This is a genomic window from Glutamicibacter sp. BW80 (genome assembly GCF_002332385.1).
Lineage (GTDB): Bacteria > Actinomycetota > Actinomycetes > Actinomycetales > Micrococcaceae > Glutamicibacter.
Map to the genome: position 1 here is coordinate 47,233 of NZ_NRGV01000067.1, position 21,757 is coordinate 68,989.

Here is a 21,757-nt window from a genome sequence, read left to right on the forward strand (position 1 = left end):
CATGGAACCCACAGATCTGCAACGCTACGCGGACACCGCCCAGCGCAGCGCCCGCGTGGTGATCGGCTCCTACTCGACCTCGTTCTCGCTGGCCTGCAAAATGCTGGACCGGGCCACGGCCAGGCATATCGCCAACATCTACGCCCTGGTGCGGCTGGCCGACGAGGTGGTCGACGGGGTAGCCCGCGAAGCCGGGCTGGATGCCCGGCAGGTCGCCGCCGCGCTGGACGCGCTCGAAGCGGAAACCGAGCAGGGGCTGGGCAGCGGATACAGCACCAACCTGCTGGTACACGCATTTTCCGCAACCGCCCGGGCCACCGGCATCGGCACGGAGCTGACCCGCCCGTTCTTCGCCTCCATGCGCGCGGATTTGCTGCGCAGCACCCACGACGCCCAATCCCTGGAGCAGTACATCTACGGGTCGGCCGAGGTGGTGGGGCTGATGTGCCTGCAGGTGTTCCGCGCCATGCCCGGAAGCCAGCGAAGCCGCACCCCGGAGGCCACCGCCGCAGCCCGGAGCCTGGGCGCGGCCTTCCAGAAGGTGAACTTCCTGCGCGATCTGGCCGCAGACAGCCAGCAGCTGGGACGCAGCTATTTCCCGGGCACCCCGGCCCAGGGTTTCTCCGAAGCGCAGAAATCCGCGCTGGTGGCCGAGATCTACGCCGACCTTGCCATCGCCGAGCGCGGCATCTCACTGCTTCCGCCCGGCGCGGCACGCGCGGTGCGCATGGCACACGATCTGTTCGCCGAACTGAACCGGCAGCTCGAACGCACCGCGGCCAGCGAGCTGCTCACCCGGCGGATCTCCGTCTCAACCCCGCGCAAGGCCCTGATCGCGGCCAGGACCATGCTCGGCACTATTTCTTGGAGCACTAAATGAGCACTTCTCCCTCCCGCGTCGTGGTGATCGGCGCCGGGTTCTCCGGGCTGGCCAGCGCCGGACTGCTGGCCGCCAGCGGGCACCAGGTGACCGTGCTCGAGCAGCACCCCACCCTCGGCGGACGTTCCGGCCGCCTGCACCGGGAGGGTTTCCGCTTTGACACCGGACCCTCGTGGTATCTGATGCCCGAGGTCTTCGAGCATTGGTTCAACTTGATGGGCACGGGCGTGGAAGAGCATCTGGAGCTGCGCGAGCTGCCGGTGGGCTACCGGACCTTCTTCGAAGACGGCGCCGCGCCGGTGGACATGGGTACCGGCGACGCGGTCCGGGAGCTCTTCGAGGAGCTGGAGCCCGGATCCGCCGCGGCGCTGGATAAATACCTGGCCCAGGCCGGCACCAGCTACGCGCTGGCGCTGAAGCATTTCCTCTATGACGACTTCCGCTCCTTGAGGGGACTGCTCAACCCCGGACTCGCGCGCCATGCGCGGAGCCTGGCCCCGCTGCTGGCCAGCGACCTGCACGGCTACATAGCCAAGCGGTTCGCCAATCCGCAGCTGCGCCAGATCCTCGGATACCCGGCCGTTTTCCTCGGCTCCAGCCCGCGGCGCACCCCGGCCCTGTACCAATTGATGAGCCACCTGGATCTGGTGGACGGAGTGAAATACCCGATGGGCGGATTCGCGGGCCTCGCCGACGCCATGGGCCAGCTGGCCATCTCCCGGGGCGCCACCGTGCACCTGGGCGCCACGGCGACGAAGATCGAAACCGCGAAGCGCCCCGGACCGGCGGTGGAAGCGGTGCGCTGGGTCGATGCCGCGGGCAATCTGCAGCGCACCGAAGCGGACTTCGTCATCGGCGCCGCGGATCTGCACCACCTGGAAGGCGAGCTGCTGGACCCTCAATTGCACAGCCACCCGGCGAAAAGCTGGAAGTCCAAGGACCCGGGGCCCAGCGCGGTGCTGCTCTGCCTGGGCATCTCCGGCCAGCTCCCGGAACTGGAGCACCACAACCTGCTGTTCACCCGCGACTGGGATGATAATTTTGCCCGGATCCACGAAGGACGCGAACTTGACGAGCAGACGAGCATCTACGTCTGCAAACCCAGCGCCACGGACCCGGGCGTGGCCCCGGAAGGACATGAGAACCTGTTCATCCTCGTTCCCGCGCCGGCGCTGCCCGAGTGGGGCCGTGGGGGAGCCGACGGGCAAGGGGATTTCATGGTCGAGCAGGTCGCGGACGCGGCCATCGACCAGCTGGCCGCCTGGGCACGGATCCCGGATCTGCGCGAGCGCGTGGTGGTGCGCCAGAGCATCGGACCGGCGGATTTCCTCACGCAATACGGCGCCTTCCGCGGTTCCGCCCTCGGCCTGGCCCACACCTTGGGGCAAAGCGCGATGCTGCGCCCTGGCAACCAGAGCAGCAAGGTGGCCGGGCTCTACTTCGCCGGCAGTTCGGTGCGCCCGGGGATCGGGGTGCCGATGTGCCTGATCAGCGGGGAGCTGGCCGCCAAAGCGGTGAACGGCATCGGCACGCCGGGCGCCATCGACGAAGCCCAGTGGGCGCAGGTGTGCGGAGTGGGCCAATGACCTATCTGCTGATCTTGCTGGGGCTCATCGTTTGCATGGGGCTGCTCGACGCGCGCTTTAAGCTCTTTGTTTTCGCCAAGCCCTGGGCCGCGCTGGCCAGCCTGGTGCTGGGGACGGTCTTCTTTCTGCTCTGGGACGTGATCGCCATTGCCCAAGGCATCTTCCTGCACCTGGACTCGGCGCTGATGACCGGGATCATGGTGGCCGAGCAGCTGCCGCTCGAAGAGGTGTTCTTCCTGTTCTTCCTGTGCTATTCGACAATGATCGTGGTCAACGGGGTTGCGCTGCTGCGCCGGCCGAAAGCCGCTGCGCGGCCACCCCGGGAAGGAGCAGGAAATGTTTCTTGAATTGGGTTTCTGGTTTACGGCCAGCGCCGCCCTCGCCCTGATCGCGGCCCTGCTGTACCGGCGGATCAGGCCGGCCGCAGCGCTTCCGGTCTTGGCGCTGGGACTGCTGATCATGGTGCTGCTCACCGCGATCTTCGACAACGTGATGATCGCGGCGGGCCTGTTCGACTATGGCGAGCAGACCTTGCTGGGCGTGCGCATCGGACGCGCCCCGCTTGAGGACTTCCTCTACCCGTTGTGCGCGGTACTGCTGATGCCCGCCCTGTGGTGGCTGCTTGGCGGGAAACCAACGGCAGAGCATCAAAACCAGGGGAGCAGCAAATGATCCGCGCAATCCTCGCCACCTCCCGCCCCATCTCCTGGGTGAATACCGCCTACCCCTTTGCTGCGGCCTATCTGATTGCCGGGCAGCGCATCGACTGGCTGCTGGTTCTGGGAACGCTCTTCTTCCTGTTCCCGTACAACCTGCTGATGTACGGGGTCAACGACGTCTTCGACTACGAGTCGGACCTGCGCAATCCGCGCAAGGGTGGCGTGGAGGGCGCGGTGCTGTCCAGGGATGCGCACCGCACGATCCTCTCCGCCTGCCTGATCATTTCGCTTCCGTTCATCGCGGTGTTGGCCCTTGGCGGGACCGCGCTGTCCAACGCGGTGCTGGCGGCCAGCGTGGCCATGGTGCTGGCCTACAGCGCACCGCGGCTGCGCTTCAAGGAACGCCCGGGGCTGGACTCGCTGACCAGCGCGGTGCATTTTGTGTCCCCGGCGGTCTACGGCTGGGTGCTGGCCGGCAGCGGCTTGACCCTGACCCAGTGGTGCGTCTTCGGCGCGTTTTTGCTTTGGGGGATGGCAAGCCATGCCCTGGGCGCCATCCAGGACATCATCCCGGACCGCGCCGGGGAGCTGGGCTCCATTGCCACGGTGCTCGGCGCGCGGATCACGCTGTATCTGGTGCTGTGCGCCTATCTTCTGGCCGGGGCGGTGCTGCTGCTGGGCCTGTCCTGGCCTGCGGCCGGCGCGGGCCTGCTGGCAGTTCCCTACGTGCTCAACGTACTGCCGCATCTGGCGGTGAGCGATGCAAGTTCCCCGGCGGTGAATGCCGCGTGGAAGAGATTCCTCTGGATCAATTACCTCTGCGGCTTCCTGCTCACTATGCTGATTATTTACACCACCATGTTCGCGTAGCCCAATTGGCAGAGAAGGAAGTACAGCATTCTATGGACGTCATCTTGCTTTCCGAGGATGGCGAACCGATCGGTTCGTGCCCGAAGGAATTAGTGCATACGGAGAACACCGCGCTGCACCAAGCCTTTTCCTGCTACCTGTTCAACGCCCAGGGGCAGCTGCTGGTGACCCGCCGCGCCCTGTCGAAGCTGACCTGGCCAGGGGTTTGGACCAACTCCTTCTGCGGCCACCCGGTGCCGGGCGAGGAACTGGTGGATGCGGTGCGCCGGCATGCGGCTCATGAGCTCGGTGCGCAAATTGCCGACCCCCAGGTGGTGCTCGCGGAGTTCGCCTACCGGGCCGTGGACGCCAGCGGAATTGTGGAGAATGAACGCTGCCCGGTCTTCATCGCCACACTGGAAAATGAGCTGGCGCCCAACCCGGAGGAAGTTATGGACTACCAGTGGGTCGAGCCGGACAAGCTGGAAGCCGCCGTGCAAGGCACCCCGTGGGCTTTCAGCCCGTGGATGGGCTGGCAGCTGGCCGAATTCTCGCCGCGCCCCAATCCCTGAGTCCTCGCGTTTTCCCGCGTCCCGAGCAGTGCGTTGCCGCCGAGCCAAGCCAGGGGTTTGGTAGGGCACTGTACCGTGGGTTGTATGGGGCGGTCCGTTGTGGCCTGTCCCACACAGAAAGAGAAAACCACGCATGGATTCGACAAAAGACCTTTCACTAGGTGTCATCGCAACTTCGCAGAAGACGGACGAACGGCGCCTGCCGATCCACCCGCTGCACTTTGAGCGGATCGATGAGAACTTCCGAAAGCGGATGATGGTCGAGACCGGCTACGGTCTACCCTGCGGCATCGACGACGAACAACTCGCCCCGCTGGTCGGCAAAATCGCCACGCGAAGCGAAATCATGCAAACCGCAGACATCCTGCTCCTGCCCAAGCCGCAGCACGCGGATCTCGAAGAAATGCGGGTGGGGCAAACGCTGTGGGGCTGGCCGCACTGCGTCCAGGACGAAAAGCTCACGCAACTGGCGGTGGACAAGAAACTGACGCTCATCGCCTTCGAAGCGATGAACCACTGGGGCAGCGACGGAAGCTTCGGCCTGCACGTCTTCCACAAGAACAACGAGATCGCCGGCTACGCCTCGGTGCTGCACGCCATGCAGCTATGCGGGGTCACCGGAGACTACGGGCGCCGGCTCTCGGCGGTGGTCATCGGCTTCGGCGCGACCGCTCGCGGGGCGGTCACCGCACTGCGCGCCCATGGCATCAACGAGATCCAGGTGCTCACCTCCCGCGCCGTGGCGGCCGTAGCCTCGCCGATCCACGCGGTGACGATGGTGCAGTTCGAACACGAAAGCGGGCCGCACCTGAGCGAAGTGATCACCGACGAAGGCAAGGTTCCCTTGGCTCCGTTCCTCGCCGAGAGCGACATCGTGGTCAATTGCACCCTGCAGGATCCTAACGCCCCGTTGATGTACCTGAGCACCGAGCAGCTGGATGCCTTTTATCCCGGAAGCATCATCGTTGATGTTTCCTGCGATGAAGGCATGGGCTTCGACTGGGCCAAGCCGACCTCCTTTGCCGAGCCGATGTTCAAGGTGGGGCCGAATATCAACTACTACGCGGTGGATCATTCGCCGTCGTATCTGTGGAATTCGGCCAGCTGGGAAATCAGCCTGGGGCTGCTTCCGTTCCTCGAGGAGGTCATGGGCGGTCCAGAGCTGTGGAAAGAGAACAAGACGATCACACGCGCCATCGAGATCCAGGACGGCGTGGTCAAGAATCCAGCCATCCTGGAGTTCCAGAAGCGCCACGCGCAGTATCCGCACGAGCTGGCGCGAAGCTAAGTAATAATCCGGGCGGACTACTCCCGCAGTTGCCGGGGGTAGTCCGACCAGGCGTGCGGGATGAAGCCTAAGGCAAATACAGCGAAGCGCAGCGGCAAGTGTGCCCCTGCGCTTCGCTGTGCAAAGTCGTGAAAATGCCGGTGGCTAGACGAAGCTCTCGGTTCCTTCGATGGTGTTCATGAAGTGGTCCATGAAGTCCGCGAAGTCGCGGGCATCGACTTCCTGGTCGATCAGGGCTCCGAGCGTCACCGCGTCATCGATGTGGATGTCGATGCTGGGGTGGCTGGGAATGCTGAAGCGGAACACGCGTCCGGTGGAGGTGGCCACCTCATAACCGCCGTCGTTGAGCAGCGCCAGCTGGTTCACGTTGGTGTTGTTGATCGTGATCGCCGCTTCGGAAGCGCGCAGGTCCGCCGAGGAGACCGGGGCGAGGACAAGTTCCGCTGGCTGACGTCGATATCCAATGACCTTGAGCCCGCCAGAGCCAGCAATGCCGGTCCCTGCTACCAGGTTGTAGCTGGCGAAGTTAGGGATCTGCGTATCAAAGGCCTCGTGCAGGAGGCGCTTGACGTGGTCGGTAGGATTTTCGTCTGGGCGTGGGTCCATAACTCACACTCTACCGATAATGCTGGACAATTTGATCAGTCTCCTCGTTTAGCGAAATATGTCATTGTCGCGTCATGGGTTGTCCAATTGGTCATATTGACTTCTAGAATTTGATTTATGAGCCAGGAGACTACCCCAGACATCAAACCACGTTCCCGTGTGGTCACCGATGGTATCCATGCGGCCCCCGCACGCGGCATGCTGCGCGCGGTCGGCATGGGAGACGACGACTTCGTCAAACCGCAAATCGGCATCGCAAGCTCGTGGAATGAAATCACCCCGTGCAACCTCTCGCTGAACCGGCTGGCGCAAGGCGCCAAGGAAGGCGTGCACTCCGGTGGCGGCTTCCCGATGCAGTTTGGCACCATCTCCGTTTCGGACGGCATTTCCATGGGCCACGAGGGCATGCACTTCTCGCTGGTCTCCCGTGAAGTCATCGCCGACTCGGTCGAGACCGTCATGATGGCCGAGCGCCTGGATGGCTCGGTGCTCCTGGCCGGCTGCGACAAGTCGCTGCCCGGCATGCTGATGGCCGCCGCCCGGCTGAACCTCTCCTCGGTGTTCCTCTACGCCGGCTCGATCATGCCCGGCTGGGTCAAGCTGGAGGACGGCACCGAAAAGGACGTCACCCTCATTGACGCCTTCGAAGCCGTGGGCGCCTGCGCCGCCGGCAAGATGAGCGAAGAAGACCTGGGCCGCATCGAACGGGCCATCTGCCCGGGCGAAGGCGCCTGCGGCGGCATGTACACCGCTAACACCATGGCCTCCATCGGCGAGGCGCTGGGCATGTCCCTGCCGGGCTCGGCGGCCCCGCCCTCGGCCGACCGCCGCCGCGACATGTTCGCGCACAAGTCCGGCGAGGCGGTGGTGGAACTGCTGCGCAAGGGCATCCGCGCCCGCGACATCCTGACCAAGAAGGCCTTCGAGAACGCCATCGCCGTCACCATGGCCTTCGGTGGCTCCACCAACGCGGTGCTCCACCTGCTGGCCATTGCCCGCGAAGCCGAGGTCGAACTGACCCTGAGCGACTTCAACCGCATCGGCGACAAGGTGCCGCACCTGGCGGACCTGAAGCCCTTCGGCCGCTACGTGATGAACGACCTGGACCGCATCGGCGGGGTGCCGGTGGTCATGAAGGCGCTGCTGGATGCCGGCTTGCTGCACGGTGACTGCCTGACCGTCACCGGCAAGACCATGGCGGAGAACCTCGAGCACATTGCCCCACCGGATCCAGATGGCAAGATCCTGCGGGCCATGGACAACCCGATCCACAAGACCGGCGGGGTGACCGTGCTGCACGGTTCGCTGGCCCCGGAAGGCGCGGTGGTGAAGTCCGCCGGCTTCGACGCGGACGTCTTCGAGGGCACCGCGCGCGTCTTCGAACGCGAGCAGAGCGCCATCGAGGCGCTCGATGCCGGCAAGATCCAGGCCGGCGACGTAGTGGTCATCCGCTACGAAGGCCCCAAGGGCGGTCCGGGAATGCGCGAGATGCTCGCCATCACCGGCGCCATCAAGGGTGCGGGCCTGGGCAAGGACGTATTGCTGCTCACCGATGGCCGCTTCTCCGGGGGCACCACCGGGCTGTGCATCGGGCACGTGGCCCCCGAAGCCGTGGACGGCGGGCCCATCGCCTTCGTCCAGGACGGGGACAAGATCCGCGTGGACATTCAGGCGCGCAGCTTCGACCTGCTGGTTGAGCCTGCCGAGCTGGAAGCCCGCAAGGTCGGCTGGGAGCCGCTGCCTGCCAAGTTCACCACCGGTGTGCTGGCCAAGTACGCGAAGCTGGTCAACTCGGCGTCAACCGGCGCCTACTGTGGCTAGCCAAGAGCCACTGTGATCCATTGGTTGGACGCAAAAGCGTCCAACCAATGGACAACCATCTCGTATAATGAGATACAAGGGGTTTCTAGTTGCTCTTTACCTCCCGGTGGAGAAAACTAGAGATATGCAAACAACCTCCGAGGTTCTACTAGTTATCAGGCGCGAAGCCTGAAACGTTGTCCACCAGGACAGAACGTCGGAAACGCGCCAGCCCCCTTTCGTCAATAGTGACGGCCGCGGGGCGTTTTTTATGCGCAAACGAAGAGATAGATCAGGAAAGGATCCCGATGAGCAACGTAACACCAGCCAATCCGGCCTCGGTTGCGAAATCAATTAATCGATCAAAGGATGCCGCCACCGCTGTCTCTTCCGTCGTGGAAGCTTCGAACCCGGTACAGGGTCCGAATACTATCGTCGCTGCCACAAAGATGACGGGGTCACAAGCCATCGTCCGCTCACTGGAAGAACTGGGCGTCAAGGACGTCTTCGGATTACCAGGCGGGGCCATCCTTCCCACCTATGATCCACTGATGGATTCGACCAAGATTAATCACATCCTGGTCCGCCACGAACAGGGTGCTGGCCATGCCGCACAGGGTTACGCCATGGTTTCCGGAGAAGTCGGCGTGTGCATCGCCACCTCCGGTCCGGGCGCAACCAACCTCGTCACCGCGCTAGCCGATGCCAATATGGACTCGGTGCCGATGGTGGCAATCACCGGCCAGGTGCACAGCGCCTTCATCGGCTCGGACGCATTCCAGGAAGCCGACATTGTCGGCATCACCATGCCGATTACCAAGCATGCCTTCCTGGTGACCGACCCGGAAGAAATCCCGCGGGTTATGGCAAGTGCCTTCTACCTCGCGCAGACCGGCCGCCCCGGTCCGGTGCTGGTGGATATCACCAAGGATGCCCAGCAGGGAGACATGACCTTCTCCTGGCCGCCGAAGGTGGACCTGCCCGGTTACCGCGTGGTCACCAAGGGACACAACAAGCAGCTGCGCGAAGCGGCGAAACTGATCGCCGGCGCCAGCCGCCCGGTGCTCTACGTCGGCGGCGGCGTGATCAAGGCCAACGCGCATGAGGAACTGAAGGCCTTCGCCGAGTTCATCAACGCCCCGGTGGTCACCACGCTCACCGCGCGCGGCGCCTTCCCGGATTCGCACACCCAGCACGTGGGCATGCCAGGCATGCACGGCGCGGTCTCGGCCGTCACCGCATTGCAGCAGGCCGACCTGCTGATCACCCTGGGCGCGCGCTTCGATGACCGCGTCACCGGCGTGCTCTCCTCCTTCGCACCCAACGCGAAGGTGATCCACGCGGATATCGACCCGGCCGAAATCTCAAAGAACCGCACCGCGGACGTGCCGATTGTCGGCTCGCTGGATGAAATCATCCCGCAGCTGCAGGAAGCGTGCACCACGCGCTTCGAAGCGGACCCGCCGCAGGATCTGACCAGCTGGTGGGGCCTGCTCAACCGGCTGCGCGAAACCTACCCGATTGGCTACACCGAAACCCACGACGGGCTTTCCGCGCCGCAGAACGTCATCGAGCGCATCGGCGCGCTGACCGGCCCCGAGGGCGTCTACGTGGCGGGCGTTGGCCAGCACCAGATGTGGGCGGCGCAGTTCGTGAAGTACGAGCGCCCGCGCTCGTGGCTGAATTCCGCCGGCTTGGGCACCATGGGCTACTCGGTACCCGCGGCCATGGGTGCCAAGGTCGCCCAGCCGGACCGTGTGGTGTGGGCCATCGACGGGGACGGCTGCTTCCAGATGACCAACCAGGAGTTGGCCACCTGCGTGATCAACCAGATCCCCATCAAGGTCGCCATCATCAACAATTCCTCGCTGGGCATGGTCCGCCAGTGGCAGACGCTGTTCTACGAATCGCGCTACTCCAACACCGATTTGAACACCGGCCACGGCACCGCACGGGTCCCGGACTTCGTGAAGCTTGCCGATGCCTATGGCTGCGTGGGCCTGCGTTGCGAACGCGACGAAGACATCGATGCCACCATCCAGCAGGCACTTGCAATCAATGACCGCCCAGTGGTGATCGATTTCGTGGTCTCCGCGGACTCCATGGTGTGGCCAATGGTGCCTTCCGGAGTGAGCAATGACCAGATCCAGTTTGCCAAGGGCATGACCCCAGAGTGGGAAGAGGAGGACTAGAACATGGCAAAGCATACGTTGTCGGTACTCGTCGAAGACGTTCCCGGCGTACTCACCCGAGTCGCCAGCCTTTTCGCCCGCCGTGCGTTCAACATTCACTCGCTTGCGGTGGGCCCCACCGAAATCGAGGGAATCAGCCGCATGACCGTGGTGGTGGACGCCGAAGGGGACTCCCTGGAGCAGGTCACCAAACAGCTGAACAAGCTGATCAACGTCATCAAGATCGTCGAGCTGCTGCCGGAAACCTCGGTGCAGCGCGATCACATCATGGTCAAGGTACGCGCAGATGCGGCAACCCGCCTGCAGGTTACCCAGGCCGCCGAGCTCTTCCGCGCCTCCGTCATCGACGTGGCTCAGGACTCGCTGGTCATCGAGGCCACCGGCAATGCGGGGAAGATCGATGCGCTGCTGGCGGTGCTCGAACCCTTCGGCATCCGCGAGATCGTCCAGGCCGGTACCCTAGCGGTAGGACGCGGCGCCAAGTCGATGTCGGACAGGGCACTGAAAACCCTCTCCGCCTAAACGGCACCACGCAAATTTCCAGAACTTTCAATAACAAACTTCTTATTCGAAGAAAACCTAAGGAGCAATCACAGTGGCTGATATGTACTACGAAGACGACGCCGACCTCTCAATCATCCAGGGTCGCAAGGTAGCCGTCATTGGCTACGGCTCCCAGGGCCACGCACACGCACTGAGCCTGCGCGACTCCGGCGTGGACGTCACCGTCGGCCTGGCAGAGGGCTCCAAGTCCCGCGCCAAGGTCGAGGCCGAAGGCCTGAAGGTCGCCACCGTGGCCGAGGCCGCCAAGTGGGCAGACGTCATCATGATCCTGACCCCGGACCAGGTCCAGGCCCAGGTCTACGCAGAGTCGATCGCCGAGCACCTCGAAGAGGGCAACGCCCTGTTCTTCGGCCACGGCTTCAACATCCGCTTCGGCTTCATCCAGCCACCAGCCAACGTTGACGTTGCCCTGGTAGCTCCGAAGGCACCGGGCCACACCGTACGCCGCGAATTCGAAGCAGGCCGCGGCATTCCCGACCTGATCGCAGTGGAGCAGAACTTCACCGGCGGCGCCAAGGAACTGGCACTGTCCTACGCAGCAGGCATCGGCGGCACCCGTGCCGGTGTCATCGAGACCACCTTCACCGAAGAGACCGAAACCGACCTGTTCGGCGAGCAGGCCGTGCTTTGCGGTGGCACCTCGCAGCTGGTTCAGTACGGCTTCGAAGTTCTCACCGAAGCTGGCTACAAGCCAGAGATCGCCTACTTCGAGGTGCTCCACGAGCTGAAGCTGATCGTCGACCTGATGTGGGAAGGCGGCATCGCCAAGCAGCGCTGGTCGATCTCCGACACCGCCGAGTACGGCGACTACGTCTCCGGCCCACGCGTGATCACCCCAGAGGTGAAGGAAAACATGAAGGCTGTGCTGGCCGATATCCAGTCCGGCGCCTTCGCCACCCGCTTCATGGAAGACCAGAAGGCCGGTGCCCCGGAATTCAAGGCACTGCGCAAGAAGGGCGAAGAGCACCCAATCGAGACCACCGGCCGCGAACTGCGCTCGCTGTTCTCCTGGATCTCCGATTCCTCCTCGGATGACTACGTGGATGGTTCCGTAGCTCGCTAAGCTTCGCAACTATAACGCTGAATAGCACCGAACGTCAGCGGCACCTGAACTTGATTCTTCGGGTGTCGCTGACGTTTCCTTTTCATCTTCTTCATTATCTAGACATAGACTCTGATACATGGTTCAGCTACATGATGGTGATCTCCCCACGGAAGTATTTGAACGTTTCCGAACAGAGCAGATAGTTGCATGTGACACTGAGACAACTGGGCTGAATTGGCTATCGGATAAGTTAGCTCTTGTCCAACTGTATTCACCGAACGTGGGAACCCATCTTGTCCGGGTCAACCACGGTCAACTTGCAACGCAGGTCTGCCAAATCCTTGAGATGGCTTCAATTCGTAAAGTATTCCACCACGCGCCATTTGATTTGGCTTTTATGAAATCGGCGTGGGGAGTCGACGCAGAAAATTCTGCGTGCACAAAAATCGCTTCCAAGATATTGTGGCGGAACCAAAACATCAGCCACTCACTGCAGCCTCTCTTAGAGAGGGTACTGGGCGTACACATCGACAAAGGCTCCGTCCGCACAAGTAACTGGGCCGCTGAAAACCTGTCAAGTGGACAACTGGAATATGCGACAAATGATGTCGTTTATTTAATTCCTTTGCTCCTCGAGTTAGAAAGAGCTCTGGCATCAATGCAGATGCTAGAACTCTTTCAATCGTGTTGCACTTTTTTGCCTACTAGGGCGAAAACTGATCAGCTATTATTGCAAGATATTTTTAGCTACTAGCCAAGGTTTGCCACGACGTATCAGTAAAGAATTGGAAGCCCGCAGGTGCCTTGCATCGTAATTTCGCAACAAGGCGCATGTGCCATGGTGCGTCAGGTCCGTTGACAACTTCAATAGTGCATGACAAGTTGCTTAGGCCAAGCGTGGCTAGATCTGAAGTAAACAGATCCGGTACGTAGCCAAGTGGAATGCTGTTTTTGTCGGAAACCAGAATTGCAAGTTCGTTTTTAGGGTTAGAAGGTTCCTGTACTAACGAAACTTCAGCGCCACGAGTTAAAGATTTTATCGCGAGTTCTTGCTGTTCACGAGTCACTGACACCTCAAGACCATTTAAGATCCGAGCACTCCCCGCGATATGACGCATTCCATGTACGAGGAAAGAAAATTCCCACGTATCCATTTCTCCTTCGACAGGGACCGGGACGGGAAGTAACTGCAGTGTATCTCCAGCTCGACGTCCGCCGGAATGACTCAGCTGTTCCCAAGGCGAAGGACTGTCAGTTAGACCCAACGAAGTAATGAAATTTGTATAGTCAGGACGGCGCGGATCCATGACACGTTGAGCGAACAACGGAAAAAGCGTAGCAGCTTCATAGGAACTGTATAGGTCAGAGAACCCGAGTAACGGTTGAAAGTCTTCTATGCTAAGAACGTTTTGAACATAATCAAAGCGGTAGGTTCCGCGAAGGGATTTTGCCAAAAGACCTATGACACTGATGCGGCGGTTAAACGGATGCTGCCAAGTGACGGCAAGAACACTCACTTCGTGAGAACCTAGAACCTTGGAAGACAATAGTCTAGGCGAGCTTTGTACAGACATCTTGTATCCTTCCTAGATTCACAGTGATTACCTTGTCTACAAATGTACGCCGGGCATCGGACATTTTGGGGATTTGGTGAGCAATTGCTCGTGCCTGGGTCAGGTCAACCGTATGCAAACGATCCGTCCAGTGTTTTCTTCCCGATTCGGTGCAAAGGGATAGCGCTTGCTCCGCTGCATCAACCAGCCCTAACCGTTGATGGTCGGCACCAACACGTTCCAATCGATTGGCTTTGGCTTTGGCACACCATGATTCTACGCGGTAGCTTTCCGAATCTTCGAGCATGAATTTCAGCCGGTCCTCACTTAAATTGAAGCCTAGACTGCTGGCATTATCGTAGACGGGACTGAGGCGTACTTTTAGATCTGGTCGCTGGATCATTGGCCTAAGTACAGCCCAATTCTCTTCATGTCGATCTTGATTTGCGATCCACGCGTCGAATAGGCACATTCCCGCAAATGCATCGAAGCCGGTCAATCCATCCGGGTACAAAACACTGGGAGGTGGAAGTACACCCACCAGCGACTTCTTGATGTTGGCTAGTGAGTGGCCTTTTCGAAATTTGTCCCCGTATATGAAATCGTCAATTCCGTTCGTCGGCAGCCACGCGGCACCATGTGTGAGATCCAGTCCGCGAGGACTGACATCGAGTGAGATTACCCCTTCGACATCATCGTGGATGGCAAGTTGCACGGTGGCACTTGCGATCCCGAGCATCGGTGCAAGGTGGCAAGCAATCAGTTCAGCGAAATCTTCACCATAACGCATCTGTTCGTCAACAGTATTGTTTTTGAAGAACCAACGCTTTGCGGGGTCTGTTGGATCAGCCAACACATGTTTGACTTCAGCACCGGCTGGTTCGGTGGTTATTTTTTCCCAACCAGTCGTGTCAACGACGTTAAAATACTTCTGCGAAGTACCAGGGGCGACGGTGCTATTCAAATCAGTCAAATCCCGTCTGTCCTCTGCGCGTGCAATATTTCTTCGAGTGGTCGACGTGCTCTTCAACAAATCATATCGTGGCGCGCAACACATTCAACTCCGTCTGCGACACCGCTGAGTACGGCGACTACGTCTCCGGCCCACGCGTGATCACCCCAGAGGTGAAGGAAAACATGAAGGCTGTGCTGGCCGATATCCAGTCCCGCGCTTTCGCCACCCGCTTCATGGAAGACCAGCAGGCCGGCGCCCCGGAATTCAAAGCACTGCGCAAGAAGGGCGAAGAGCACCCAATCGAGACCACCGGCCGCGAACTGCGCTCGCTGTTCTCCTGGATCTCGGATTCCTCTGCGGATGACTACGTGGATGGTTCCGTAGCGCGCTAAGCTTCGGTTACTCACGTAATCAACATTGAACAAAAACGAACCAGGCTGCTTCCGGACGGAAGCAGCCTGGTTCGTTTCATGTCACGCGTGCAATTCCGTTGCTACGGAGCCTGCTGCAAGATCTTCGAATCCCGGTAGCTGGCCCAACGAGCGTCGGCGGCGGACTTGAAGAATGCCCCGTTTCCCCGTGGCTGGGCGAGCCGGTGGTTCGACTCGGGCGAAACAACCAAGGGATCCTGCCGGCTACGCAGGCCGGGAACCATGACGGTTTTGCCTAGGTTTTTTGACGGAGAACGAAAACGGAGTGCTGAATTGCTCCTGAAAACGGCTGGCCACGTTTGAACCGATAGACGACGCCGCAGATTCGGTGAATTCTGGATATCGGGGCGGGACTGATCCGCCGACGGAATGGCTGAACAATCGTGATGTACGCGTCTGCATTTCCTCCAAGTAGCGGAACGGTGATCACTCCGGTCAACCACAAAATTCTCCACCCCTTACACCGGCGGGCTCACTACTACTAGGAAGTTCGTGGATCTCGCTGACCGGCATTGGTCGTTGCCTGAAACGATGATGCGCTGATTCGGGACTTCGACGGCAGATCCTAGCGTTGTTGTCCACGGAGCACTTTTTAACGTTCAACTATTCTCTGCCGCCAGGTGGTGCTTATAGCTTCCTAGCTCGCAGATGCATGGGACCTGTCCGATGATGAGCACACGGACCGAGTGATAAGGATCTTTGTGCTCAACTGCGCTCAGCTGGAATTAGTGGAGTCAGCTCAGAGCGCCGGTGTCTTATTTGCGCGTGGACGTCCTGCGACGAAGACCCAGATGCACAGAACCAGTATGGCCGAGCCGAGCCACACGCTCCACCAAGGGAAGCCAGGGATGTCGGGAATCGAACCGAGCGCGTCCAAGTCCGCCTGAGGGGTCGGATGGACGCGTTCTCCGGTGACCAGCATGCGGTGCGTGTTGATCCCTAGGGGAGTGCAGGTGACCAAGGTGGCAAGATCCTTGCCGAACTGTGGGGCCAGCGACTTGGTTTCATCCGGCTCTACCGTCTGCGTTTCGGTGACACGGTAGGTCAAGACCTCGTTGAAGACTTCGATGCTGAAAGTATCGCCGACTCCTACTTTGGGCAGATCATTGAACAAGTTGGCCTCGGGCAGCCCGCGGTGTGCGGTCAACACCGTATGCCAGGACTCTCCGCCCACTGGCAGTGCCGTGCCTTGAAGGTGCCCTACGCCCTTGAGCAGGGTCTCGGTATCGGTGCCATGATAGATCGGCAGGTCAATGTCCACCGAGGGCACGCGCAACCGGCCAATGAGCCCTTCGCTGTTGACGTTGAGCAAGGAGCCGTACTCGGTGTCTTCCTTCACCGAACCATCGCTGGTAGGGACGTTGCTGCCCGGCGCCAACAGGCCGCCGCCAACCAGCTCCTCGTTGTACTCCTTGGCTCGCAGGAGTTCTTCCGAAATTTTCGAGCTGTCCTCGTGGGACACCTCGGTAGAAATCTCATTGATGATCTTGGATTGGTTGAACTGGGAGAACCAGCTGGCTGCCTGCGGATACAGCAGCATGAGGGTACCGGCCAGAAAGACAACGGCGATCACCAGGGTAGAAACAGGTACACGCCAGCGGACCCCGCACAGCGGGGGAGTATCAAGCGTGGAACCGAGGGTGGAGCTCATGACATCTGCCTCCGAAGTCTCAAGATTTAGAAAATGCAGAAAGAAAATGGTGGGAGACCCAAGCAATGCTTAGTTCTCCCACCATCTACTGGTTACCCTTGCGCTGCATCAGGCAGTTCGCGGGTTAGCCCTGGGTGCGTGAGCGGCGACGCTTCACTAGGACTGCACCACCGGCGGCGGCCATCAGGCCAAGACCTGCAATGGTGAACAGCACCGTGCCCGAGGCACCGGTGAGCGGCAAATCAGGACCGGTCGGCTTGTGGTTGGTGATCGTTTCGATCAGAATCTGGCCGTTGGTGACAACAAGTTCACCGGACCATGGGTCAGCCGGAAGCACATATCCGGCTGGTGCCTTGGTTTCCTTGACCCAGTAGCTCGAATCCATGTCCTCGTTGATGCCCAGGTGCAGTTCCCACTGGACGACCCCGTCTACCGTGGTTCCGGTGTCCAGCGGCTCGCTGGTTGCATTGCCCTCAGCATCAGGTGCCGTGCCATAGAGCTCGAATACTGCGCCGTCAAGCAGGGCGCCGTTTTCGCCTTCAGCCTTCTTTTGCAGTTCCAGGGTGCCCAAGTTGGTGTTGGTTGTGCCTTCCTCCTCGGTGCCATTGATATTCACGGTTGCGGTGTTTTCAATGGTGCCGCCTTCCGGGATCGAAACAACCTTGGTCGTCAAGACTGCGGTGACGGTGGTGTCGCCAGCGTCATCAAGTATGAGCAGACCGGCATCGGTAAAGGTGATTACCGCGTTATCGCCCGAGATGGTGTAGTCGGTGCCTAAAGTCAGCTCGGTATCCCCGACAAACACCGATTCCCACGAGATGAACTCGAGGTTCGCCGAGAGGTTATCGGTCAGGGTGTAGGACTTGTACGGCAGATCCGAGGCCGGAACCTCGGTGCTCAGTGTCCAGGTGACCACGTCACCCAGGAATATCGCGGTGTCATCCACGGTCTTGGTCTGCTCGATGGTGTTCAGCGTGTTCTTCGGGTACACCTGCACGTCGTAGTTCCAGGTGCCGTCTGCATTCGGATAAGGAATGCTCACGTAGAACGGTGCGGCGGCGGCGTCGATCAGGTTGTCACCCGAATCGGTTTCGGTGACCAGATACAGCCCCAATTCCAAACCGGAGAAGGTAGCTATACCTCCCACGGTTGCCTGGGCGACACCGGTTCCCAGACTGTAGCCTACCGGCAATGCACCGCCGGCAGATTCAGGTTGCAACGCTTCTGCTAGTTCCCACCCTTCGGCCAGGCTCAAGTCAATTGCATTGCCTTCGAACAGCACCGGCTGCAAGGTGAACTCGACACCATCTAAGCCCAAACCGTCGCCCGGATCCGGATCCAGCAGGGTGCCGTCATTGAGGCCTTCGACGGGGTCCGCCGAAGACTTGTGGACCGAGATGCTACCGGGTGTTCCCGGCGTAATATCCGAAACTTCGTCGGCGGATGCGGCAGCTACCCCAAATAGCCCCATCCCAGCAAGTGCCAAGGCACTTGCACCGGCAACTATCTTGCCGAGTTTGCGTTGCGTGAACACGTTATCTCCCTTTGTGCGAGTGTTTTGTACGCCTACCCAAGTTCAGCGTTGTTGGTAAATTTATTGGATCTAGCCTTGACTGCGGCTACGACGGGTTCGCAAGGTCTGCAATCCCAAGATGGACAGACCAAGTACCAGGATGCCGCCGCCGAGCAAGTAGATTTGGTCTCGACCGATGCCACCGGTCAGCGGAAGCTCAGGTCCGGCCTGCTGCTCATTTTCGAAGGCAACAAGTTCGACCTCCAGTGCTTCCCCGGTCACTTCAAACTCGCGGACGGTGCCGTCCTTGATGTAGCCCGGAGGAGCAGTGGTTTCTTGAAGCGTGTAGCTACCCCACTTCAGGTCCGGCAGGGCGAACTGGCCCTTGGCTGGATCCATGTCCGGACCGGCGCAACCCTCGGCGATGCAGTCGGTGACCGCGATCGCTGGGGAATCTTCGCCCAGCGGACCAGTCAGGATCCACTCAGCCCCGGCAAGCAGCTCGCCGCTCATGTTGGTTTTGGTCCAGGTGACTGACCCGGGAAGGGCCGTATTCACGATGGTGCAGGTGGCCTCCTGTCCAAGGTCCAGCGTGATGCTAGCCCCGTCAGCGGTGCCGGTGCCATCGCAACTCCAGGTGCCCGGCTCGTAGCCTGCCACGGTGTCATCTTCAGACAGCTGGTAGGTTCCCACGGCGACCGAAGCATCCGTAATGGATATTTCTTCGGTTGTACCGGTGATGGTCTGCTCAGTGCCGGTGGCAGTCAGCGTCCAGTCATCTCTGGTCGAGGTTCCGTTGAAGATCTCGTTGTCAACGACCTTGACCAGGGTCAGCTGCTGCTCGCAGTTCACGGTGTTCACGATTTCCACCACGTTGGGCAACGTGGTCGCGGTCATGGTGTGCGTTGCAGAGGTTGTTTCCACTCCGTCGATGGTCGAACTGGTCGGCTCACACAGTTCCGGAAGCGTGCCGGTGATGGTTTCCGCGATGGAAACCTCGTCCCCGATCCGATGTCCAGCGTTGATTTCGCCGAATTCCGCTGTCTGCCCATCTATGCTCAGCTCCGCGTCACCTACCGGCTGCTCGCCGTGGGCGTACTCGGTGCCGTTGACCACCCAGGTTTTGTTGACCATCAGGTCAACTAGCTGCGTATTAATGAAGGTACAGGTCACCTTGCTGCCGGCGGTGATGGTGATGATATTGCCATCGCCGACTACGGCTCCTTCACAGCTCAGGTCGGTGAGCTCGTAGTTTTCCGGGCCGCCGGTCTCGGCGATGGCGTAATCGCCGGCGCCGACAGGAACGTTGGTTACCTCGGCGCTACCGGTAGCTCCGGAGAGGTCCGTGGGGCCATCGGCTGCCAGGGTCCACGCAGTGGCAGCTGCCTCGCCGATGACTTCCTTCTCCAAGGTCAAGGTTGTGCAGGTCACGGTGTTGGTAATGGTGTAGGCATTCACCCCGGGTTCCAATACATGGGTGCCCAGATCGCCCGAAGCCACGTTGTCGCAACCAACTGGAAGTCCGGTGACGGACTCGCTGATCACCACTTCCTCGTTGGCCAAGTAATCGGTTTCGTCGCTGCGCTTGCTGTAGCCGGTGCCGAATTCAGGTGAATCCTGTCCCTCCAGCTCCAGCTCGGCATTGATGCCTTCGGGCTGGAGGCCGTTTTCGAATTCTTCGCCGTCTATGACCCAATTCTTGTCGACCATCACGCTGGAGCAGGTGCTGGGCACGTTGAGCGAGATTGGTGCGATCCAGTCTTTCAGCGAGCTATTCAGTGCTGTTGAGCTAGATGAGCGCACATTCAACGTTCCGTAATTTCCGGTACAGGTAGCCTGCCCAAAAAGGGTTGTCAGGTTGATCCCAATCTCAGCAAAACCTCCCATCGGGACAGTAGTCACTCCATCAAAACCTAAGATCTGCTCCTGGTTGATAGAGCCATAAAAACCACTCAGAGTTGACTGTTCAACCCAAGCCCCTGACGTCCCGGTGACCACCCAAATATCAGTCGAAACTAAACTGAGTGATTCGTTTCCGTCTTGGAAAATGCGCAATCGTAAATCACCTGCAGTGCGGTCCGGGTTTGGAGAATCTGCAGGAATATTAGTATTCGCATTTAACTCCACAAAGTAGCCGATGCTTCCTGTGGTTGCTTGGCGTTCGAAACCGAGAAAAGCGAAAACTTGGCCGTTGCTGGTTCTCGACAGGGCATAAAACCTGCCGACATCCGATTGGCCAGTAGCCTGTCCGCTCCCACCGTATTGAGAAGAAGACCATTCCCAGCCATCTTCCTTGGCACCTTGCGTAAATTGCGATGCATCGCCCGTTCCATATTGATCATTGCCTGTAGTTATGCCAGGAACTGTGGTCCAGTCGTCTTGCCCGCTGAGGTTGGAACAAAAGTTACCATCGATCTCAAATCCGCCAACGAGGATTGGCGAATTTGTTGGTTCGATACAAGTTGCTCCCGCAGCCATCAAGAGGCGATTCTTGCTGTTGATCGGCGTTGGTGAAATTGAAGAATTCGATGATTCCGAAGGTTCTGCTGTTGGAGTCTCGACAAGTGGTTTGGCCGTGATCTGCGTCGGGGAAGGTTCCGGATCAGTAACCTTTACAGATGCCTTCGGTTCTTCGCTTTGTACGGCTTCCGGCGAGCTTGGCGCAGGACTCTGGGATTCGATGGGTACCTTGGATACCTCGACCTCAGGCGTGGGTGACGCGGTTGGAGTATCTTGCGTTGCTTTGTTTTCGGCCGGCGATTCAGAAGCTGTTGGCGTGTCCGGTGTTGGCAGGACGTTAGTGGTTTCGACCGGAGCGGGTCTTGCCGTTGCGGTGGCTAAGTCGGTCTCCACTGGGGAAGCACTCGCCGAAGTGGCTGATGCTGGTGCGTATGATCCGGCGAATGCCAAGGATGCGATCAGCGCTGCGCTCAAGGAAGCACCGGAGAAAGCTCGCAGCGAGCTATTATGCTTCGTTGTTCGCCAGAGAAAAGACTTTTGATTCGAGCAGTCACCGTTTTTACGGTGCGAGAATCTGCCCCCAACATATTTGCCAAACACAAAAACCCCAATTTTTGTGGAACCTGGCGGCAAGCAAGTAGCAAGGTGGTGAGCATTTAAGCGCGCGCGTCAAACAACCCCAAAAGCGAGTGACGTTCCCCAAAGTACAGTGCAGGAACCCCCAGATTCCTTGCATGTATTTTCGCTCAGCGTACAACGTACTTTCTAGAAAGGTCAACTATGGAGACAAATTTTCAAGTGCGTGTTTTCCCAGTGGGCAGGTATTCAATGCAATTCTTCACGTGGATGGGAAGCAACTACTATGTATGCGGGTCAGGCGTTTCGCCTATCCGTCGCACTAATTTGGGTATGCAGATCGGGCGCCAAATTGTGGAAAACGAAAAGGTAAGTTTGGCATTTTGGACTATTTTTAAGTGATTCATGTGTGAATCGTTGCTTTGGTGGCAGAGCGTCCGCAAGGTCAGTGGCTGGTCGCCAAGCCAATCATTGACGGCACCCGATCGGGGTGATTGCCTAGTTTCCTCGTAGCCTTCGTCAAATGCGTATACCCAAGATTCTCGGGCAACGTGATCGCGATGTTCCTCAGTGCTGC

The 21,757-nt window shown here is 59.7% G+C and carries 20 protein-coding genes and 1 pseudogene; 14 read left to right on the top strand and 7 right to left on the bottom strand.

Features of this window, described 5'->3' with window-relative positions; translation table 11 throughout:
* Nucleotide 1: 1 nt before the first annotated feature.
* The 7 genes from CIK76_RS16925 to CIK76_RS16955 all read left to right on the top strand — a co-directional run bounded on the left by CIK76_RS16925 (nucleotide 2) and on the right by CIK76_RS16955 (nucleotide 5,834).
* Nucleotides 2-880 (top strand): squalene/phytoene synthase family protein, encoded by an 879-nt coding sequence (locus CIK76_RS16925; protein ID WP_096288615.1) that lies wholly within the window; start codon nucleotides 2-4, stop codon nucleotides 878-880.
* A complete protein-coding gene (gene crtI / locus CIK76_RS16930; protein ID WP_096288617.1) occupies nucleotides 877-2,466 on the top strand; it encodes a phytoene desaturase family protein in 1,590 nt (529 codons plus the stop codon). The genes CIK76_RS16925 and crtI overlap by 4 nt, the downstream gene beginning before the upstream one ends.
* Entirely contained in the window at nucleotides 2,463-2,813 is a 351-nt protein-coding gene (locus tag CIK76_RS16935) for a lycopene cyclase domain-containing protein (protein WP_096288619.1), read from the top strand. The genes crtI and CIK76_RS16935 overlap by 4 nt, the downstream gene beginning before the upstream one ends.
* A complete protein-coding gene (locus tag CIK76_RS16940) occupies nucleotides 2,803-3,138 on the top strand; it encodes a lycopene cyclase domain-containing protein (protein WP_096288621.1) in 336 nt (111 codons plus the stop codon). The genes CIK76_RS16935 and CIK76_RS16940 overlap by 11 nt, the downstream gene beginning before the upstream one ends.
* Complete coding sequence (locus tag CIK76_RS16945) at nucleotides 3,135-3,995, top strand: prenyltransferase (protein WP_096288623.1); 861 nt, start codon at nucleotides 3,135-3,137, stop codon at nucleotides 3,993-3,995. The genes CIK76_RS16940 and CIK76_RS16945 overlap by 4 nt, the downstream gene beginning before the upstream one ends.
* A gap of 32 nt (nucleotides 3,996-4,027) precedes the next feature.
* Entirely contained in the window at nucleotides 4,028-4,546 is a 519-nt protein-coding gene (gene idi, locus CIK76_RS16950; RefSeq protein WP_096288625.1) for an isopentenyl-diphosphate Delta-isomerase, read from the top strand.
* Nucleotides 4,547-4,679: 133 nt separating this feature from the next.
* Nucleotides 4,680-5,834, top strand: coding sequence for a N(5)-(carboxyethyl)ornithine synthase (locus CIK76_RS16955; protein WP_096288627.1), 1,155 nt, complete (start codon nucleotides 4,680-4,682; stop codon nucleotides 5,832-5,834).
* 144 nt (nucleotides 5,835-5,978) lie between these two features.
* On the opposite strand, the gene CIK76_RS16960 is transcribed toward CIK76_RS16955, so the two are convergent.
* The gene (locus CIK76_RS16960) at nucleotides 5,979-6,440 is read right to left on the bottom strand and encodes a hypothetical protein (RefSeq protein WP_096288629.1); all 462 of its coding nucleotides are present in this window, start codon (nucleotides 6,438-6,440) and stop codon (nucleotides 5,979-5,981) included.
* Between the two features lie 117 nt (nucleotides 6,441-6,557).
* Between CIK76_RS16960 and ilvD the strand changes: the two genes are divergently transcribed.
* The 5 genes from ilvD to CIK76_RS16985 all read left to right on the top strand — a co-directional run bounded on the left by ilvD (nucleotide 6,558) and on the right by CIK76_RS16985 (nucleotide 12,795).
* Entirely contained in the window at nucleotides 6,558-8,261 is a 1,704-nt protein-coding gene (ilvD, locus tag CIK76_RS16965) for a dihydroxy-acid dehydratase (RefSeq protein WP_096288631.1), read from the top strand.
* A gap of 287 nt (nucleotides 8,262-8,548) precedes the next feature.
* Nucleotides 8,549-10,432 (top strand): acetolactate synthase large subunit, encoded by a 1,884-nt coding sequence (locus tag CIK76_RS16970; protein ID WP_096288633.1) that lies wholly within the window; start codon nucleotides 8,549-8,551, stop codon nucleotides 10,430-10,432.
* 3 nt (nucleotides 10,433-10,435) lie between these two features.
* A complete protein-coding gene (ilvN, locus tag CIK76_RS16975) occupies nucleotides 10,436-10,954 on the top strand; it encodes an acetolactate synthase small subunit (RefSeq protein WP_096288635.1) in 519 nt (172 codons plus the stop codon).
* A 73-nt stretch (nucleotides 10,955-11,027) separates the two neighbouring features.
* Nucleotides 11,028-12,059 carry a ketol-acid reductoisomerase gene (ilvC, locus tag CIK76_RS16980; RefSeq protein ID WP_176484284.1) on the top strand — a complete coding sequence of 344 codons (1,032 nt, stop codon included), beginning with the start codon at nucleotides 11,028-11,030 and terminating at the stop codon, nucleotides 12,057-12,059.
* Between the two features lie 118 nt (nucleotides 12,060-12,177).
* On the top strand, nucleotides 12,178-12,795 hold the full coding sequence (locus tag CIK76_RS16985; protein ID WP_096288639.1) for a ribonuclease D: 618 nt from the start codon (nucleotides 12,178-12,180) through the stop codon (nucleotides 12,793-12,795).
* On the opposite strand, the gene CIK76_RS19175 is transcribed toward CIK76_RS16985, so the two are convergent.
* Together CIK76_RS19175 and CIK76_RS16990 are read right to left on the bottom strand one after the other, a co-directional pair.
* On the bottom strand, nucleotides 12,785-13,615 hold the full coding sequence (locus CIK76_RS19175) for a hypothetical protein (protein WP_141393599.1): 831 nt from the start codon (nucleotides 13,613-13,615) through the stop codon (nucleotides 12,785-12,787). The genes CIK76_RS16985 and CIK76_RS19175 overlap by 11 nt on opposite strands.
* A complete protein-coding gene (locus tag CIK76_RS16990) occupies nucleotides 13,593-14,567 on the bottom strand; it encodes a hypothetical protein (protein WP_096288641.1) in 975 nt (324 codons plus the stop codon). Before CIK76_RS16990 ends, CIK76_RS19175 begins: the two co-directional genes overlap by 23 nt.
* A 68-nt stretch (nucleotides 14,568-14,635) precedes the next feature.
* Between CIK76_RS16990 and CIK76_RS16995 the strand changes: the two are divergent.
* Nucleotides 14,636-14,941: pseudogene (locus tag CIK76_RS16995) on the top strand (ketol-acid reductoisomerase); the annotation flags it as partial.
* A gap of 101 nt (nucleotides 14,942-15,042) precedes the next feature.
* Here CIK76_RS16995 and CIK76_RS19495 read toward each other — a convergent pair.
* The 4 genes from CIK76_RS19495 to CIK76_RS17010 all read right to left on the bottom strand — a co-directional run bounded on the left by CIK76_RS19495 (nucleotide 15,043) and on the right by CIK76_RS17010 (nucleotide 19,947).
* Nucleotides 15,043-15,204, bottom strand: a complete 162-nt coding sequence (locus tag CIK76_RS19495; protein ID WP_176484285.1) for a hypothetical protein — start codon at nucleotides 15,202-15,204, stop codon at nucleotides 15,043-15,045.
* A 515-nt stretch (nucleotides 15,205-15,719) separates the two neighbouring features.
* Nucleotides 15,720-16,631: a class C sortase gene (locus CIK76_RS17000; RefSeq protein ID WP_096288643.1), complete on the bottom strand. Its 912-nt coding sequence runs from the start codon at nucleotides 16,629-16,631 to the stop codon at nucleotides 15,720-15,722.
* A gap of 124 nt (nucleotides 16,632-16,755) precedes the next feature.
* Complete coding sequence (locus CIK76_RS17005; RefSeq protein ID WP_096288645.1) at nucleotides 16,756-18,165, bottom strand: SpaH/EbpB family LPXTG-anchored major pilin; 1,410 nt, start codon at nucleotides 18,163-18,165, stop codon at nucleotides 16,756-16,758.
* A 69-nt stretch (nucleotides 18,166-18,234) separates the two neighbouring features.
* Entirely contained in the window at nucleotides 18,235-19,947 is a 1,713-nt protein-coding gene (locus tag CIK76_RS17010) for a SpaA isopeptide-forming pilin-related protein (RefSeq protein WP_141393601.1), read from the bottom strand.
* 589 nt (nucleotides 19,948-20,536) lie between these two features.
* On the opposite strand from CIK76_RS17010, the gene CIK76_RS17015 reads away from it, so the two are divergent.
* A complete protein-coding gene (locus CIK76_RS17015; protein WP_141393602.1) occupies nucleotides 20,537-21,145 on the top strand; it encodes a hypothetical protein in 609 nt (202 codons plus the stop codon).
* Nucleotides 21,146-21,757: the final 612 nt, after the last annotated feature.

What these genes read in the sequence shown, in the direction of transcription:
- CIK76_RS16925 (WP_096288615.1), top strand. Translation starts at nt 2, where the DNA reads ATGGAACCCACAGATCTGCAACGCTACGCGGACACCGCCCAGCGCAGC.
- crtI (WP_096288617.1), top strand. Translation starts at nt 877, where the DNA reads ATGAGCACTTCTCCCTCCCGCGTCGTGGTGATCGGCGCCGGGTTCTCC.
- CIK76_RS16935 (WP_096288619.1), top strand. Translation starts at nt 2,463, where the DNA reads ATGACCTATCTGCTGATCTTGCTGGGGCTCATCGTTTGCATGGGGCTG.
- CIK76_RS16940 (WP_096288621.1), top strand. Translation starts at nt 2,803, where the DNA reads ATGTTTCTTGAATTGGGTTTCTGGTTTACGGCCAGCGCCGCCCTCGCC.
- CIK76_RS16945 (WP_096288623.1), top strand. Translation starts at nt 3,135, where the DNA reads ATGATCCGCGCAATCCTCGCCACCTCCCGCCCCATCTCCTGGGTGAAT.
- idi (WP_096288625.1), top strand. Translation starts at nt 4,028, where the DNA reads ATGGACGTCATCTTGCTTTCCGAGGATGGCGAACCGATCGGTTCGTGC.
- CIK76_RS16955 (WP_096288627.1), top strand. Translation starts at nt 4,680, where the DNA reads ATGGATTCGACAAAAGACCTTTCACTAGGTGTCATCGCAACTTCGCAG.
- CIK76_RS16960 (WP_096288629.1), bottom strand. Translation starts at nt 6,440, where the DNA reads ATGGACCCACGCCCAGACGAAAATCCTACCGACCACGTCAAGCGCCTC.
- ilvD (WP_096288631.1), top strand. Translation starts at nt 6,558, where the DNA reads ATGAGCCAGGAGACTACCCCAGACATCAAACCACGTTCCCGTGTGGTC.
- CIK76_RS16970 (WP_096288633.1), top strand. Translation starts at nt 8,549, where the DNA reads ATGAGCAACGTAACACCAGCCAATCCGGCCTCGGTTGCGAAATCAATT.
- ilvN (WP_096288635.1), top strand. Translation starts at nt 10,436, where the DNA reads ATGGCAAAGCATACGTTGTCGGTACTCGTCGAAGACGTTCCCGGCGTA.
- CIK76_RS16985 (WP_096288639.1), top strand. Translation starts at nt 12,178, where the DNA reads ATGGTTCAGCTACATGATGGTGATCTCCCCACGGAAGTATTTGAACGT.
- CIK76_RS19175 (WP_141393599.1), bottom strand. Translation starts at nt 13,615, where the DNA reads ATGTCTGTACAAAGCTCGCCTAGACTATTGTCTTCCAAGGTTCTAGGT.
- CIK76_RS19495 (WP_176484285.1), bottom strand. Translation starts at nt 15,204, where the DNA reads ATGGTTCCCGGCCTGCGTAGCCGGCAGGATCCCTTGGTTGTTTCGCCC.
- CIK76_RS17000 (WP_096288643.1), bottom strand. Translation starts at nt 16,631, where the DNA reads ATGAGCTCCACCCTCGGTTCCACGCTTGATACTCCCCCGCTGTGCGGG.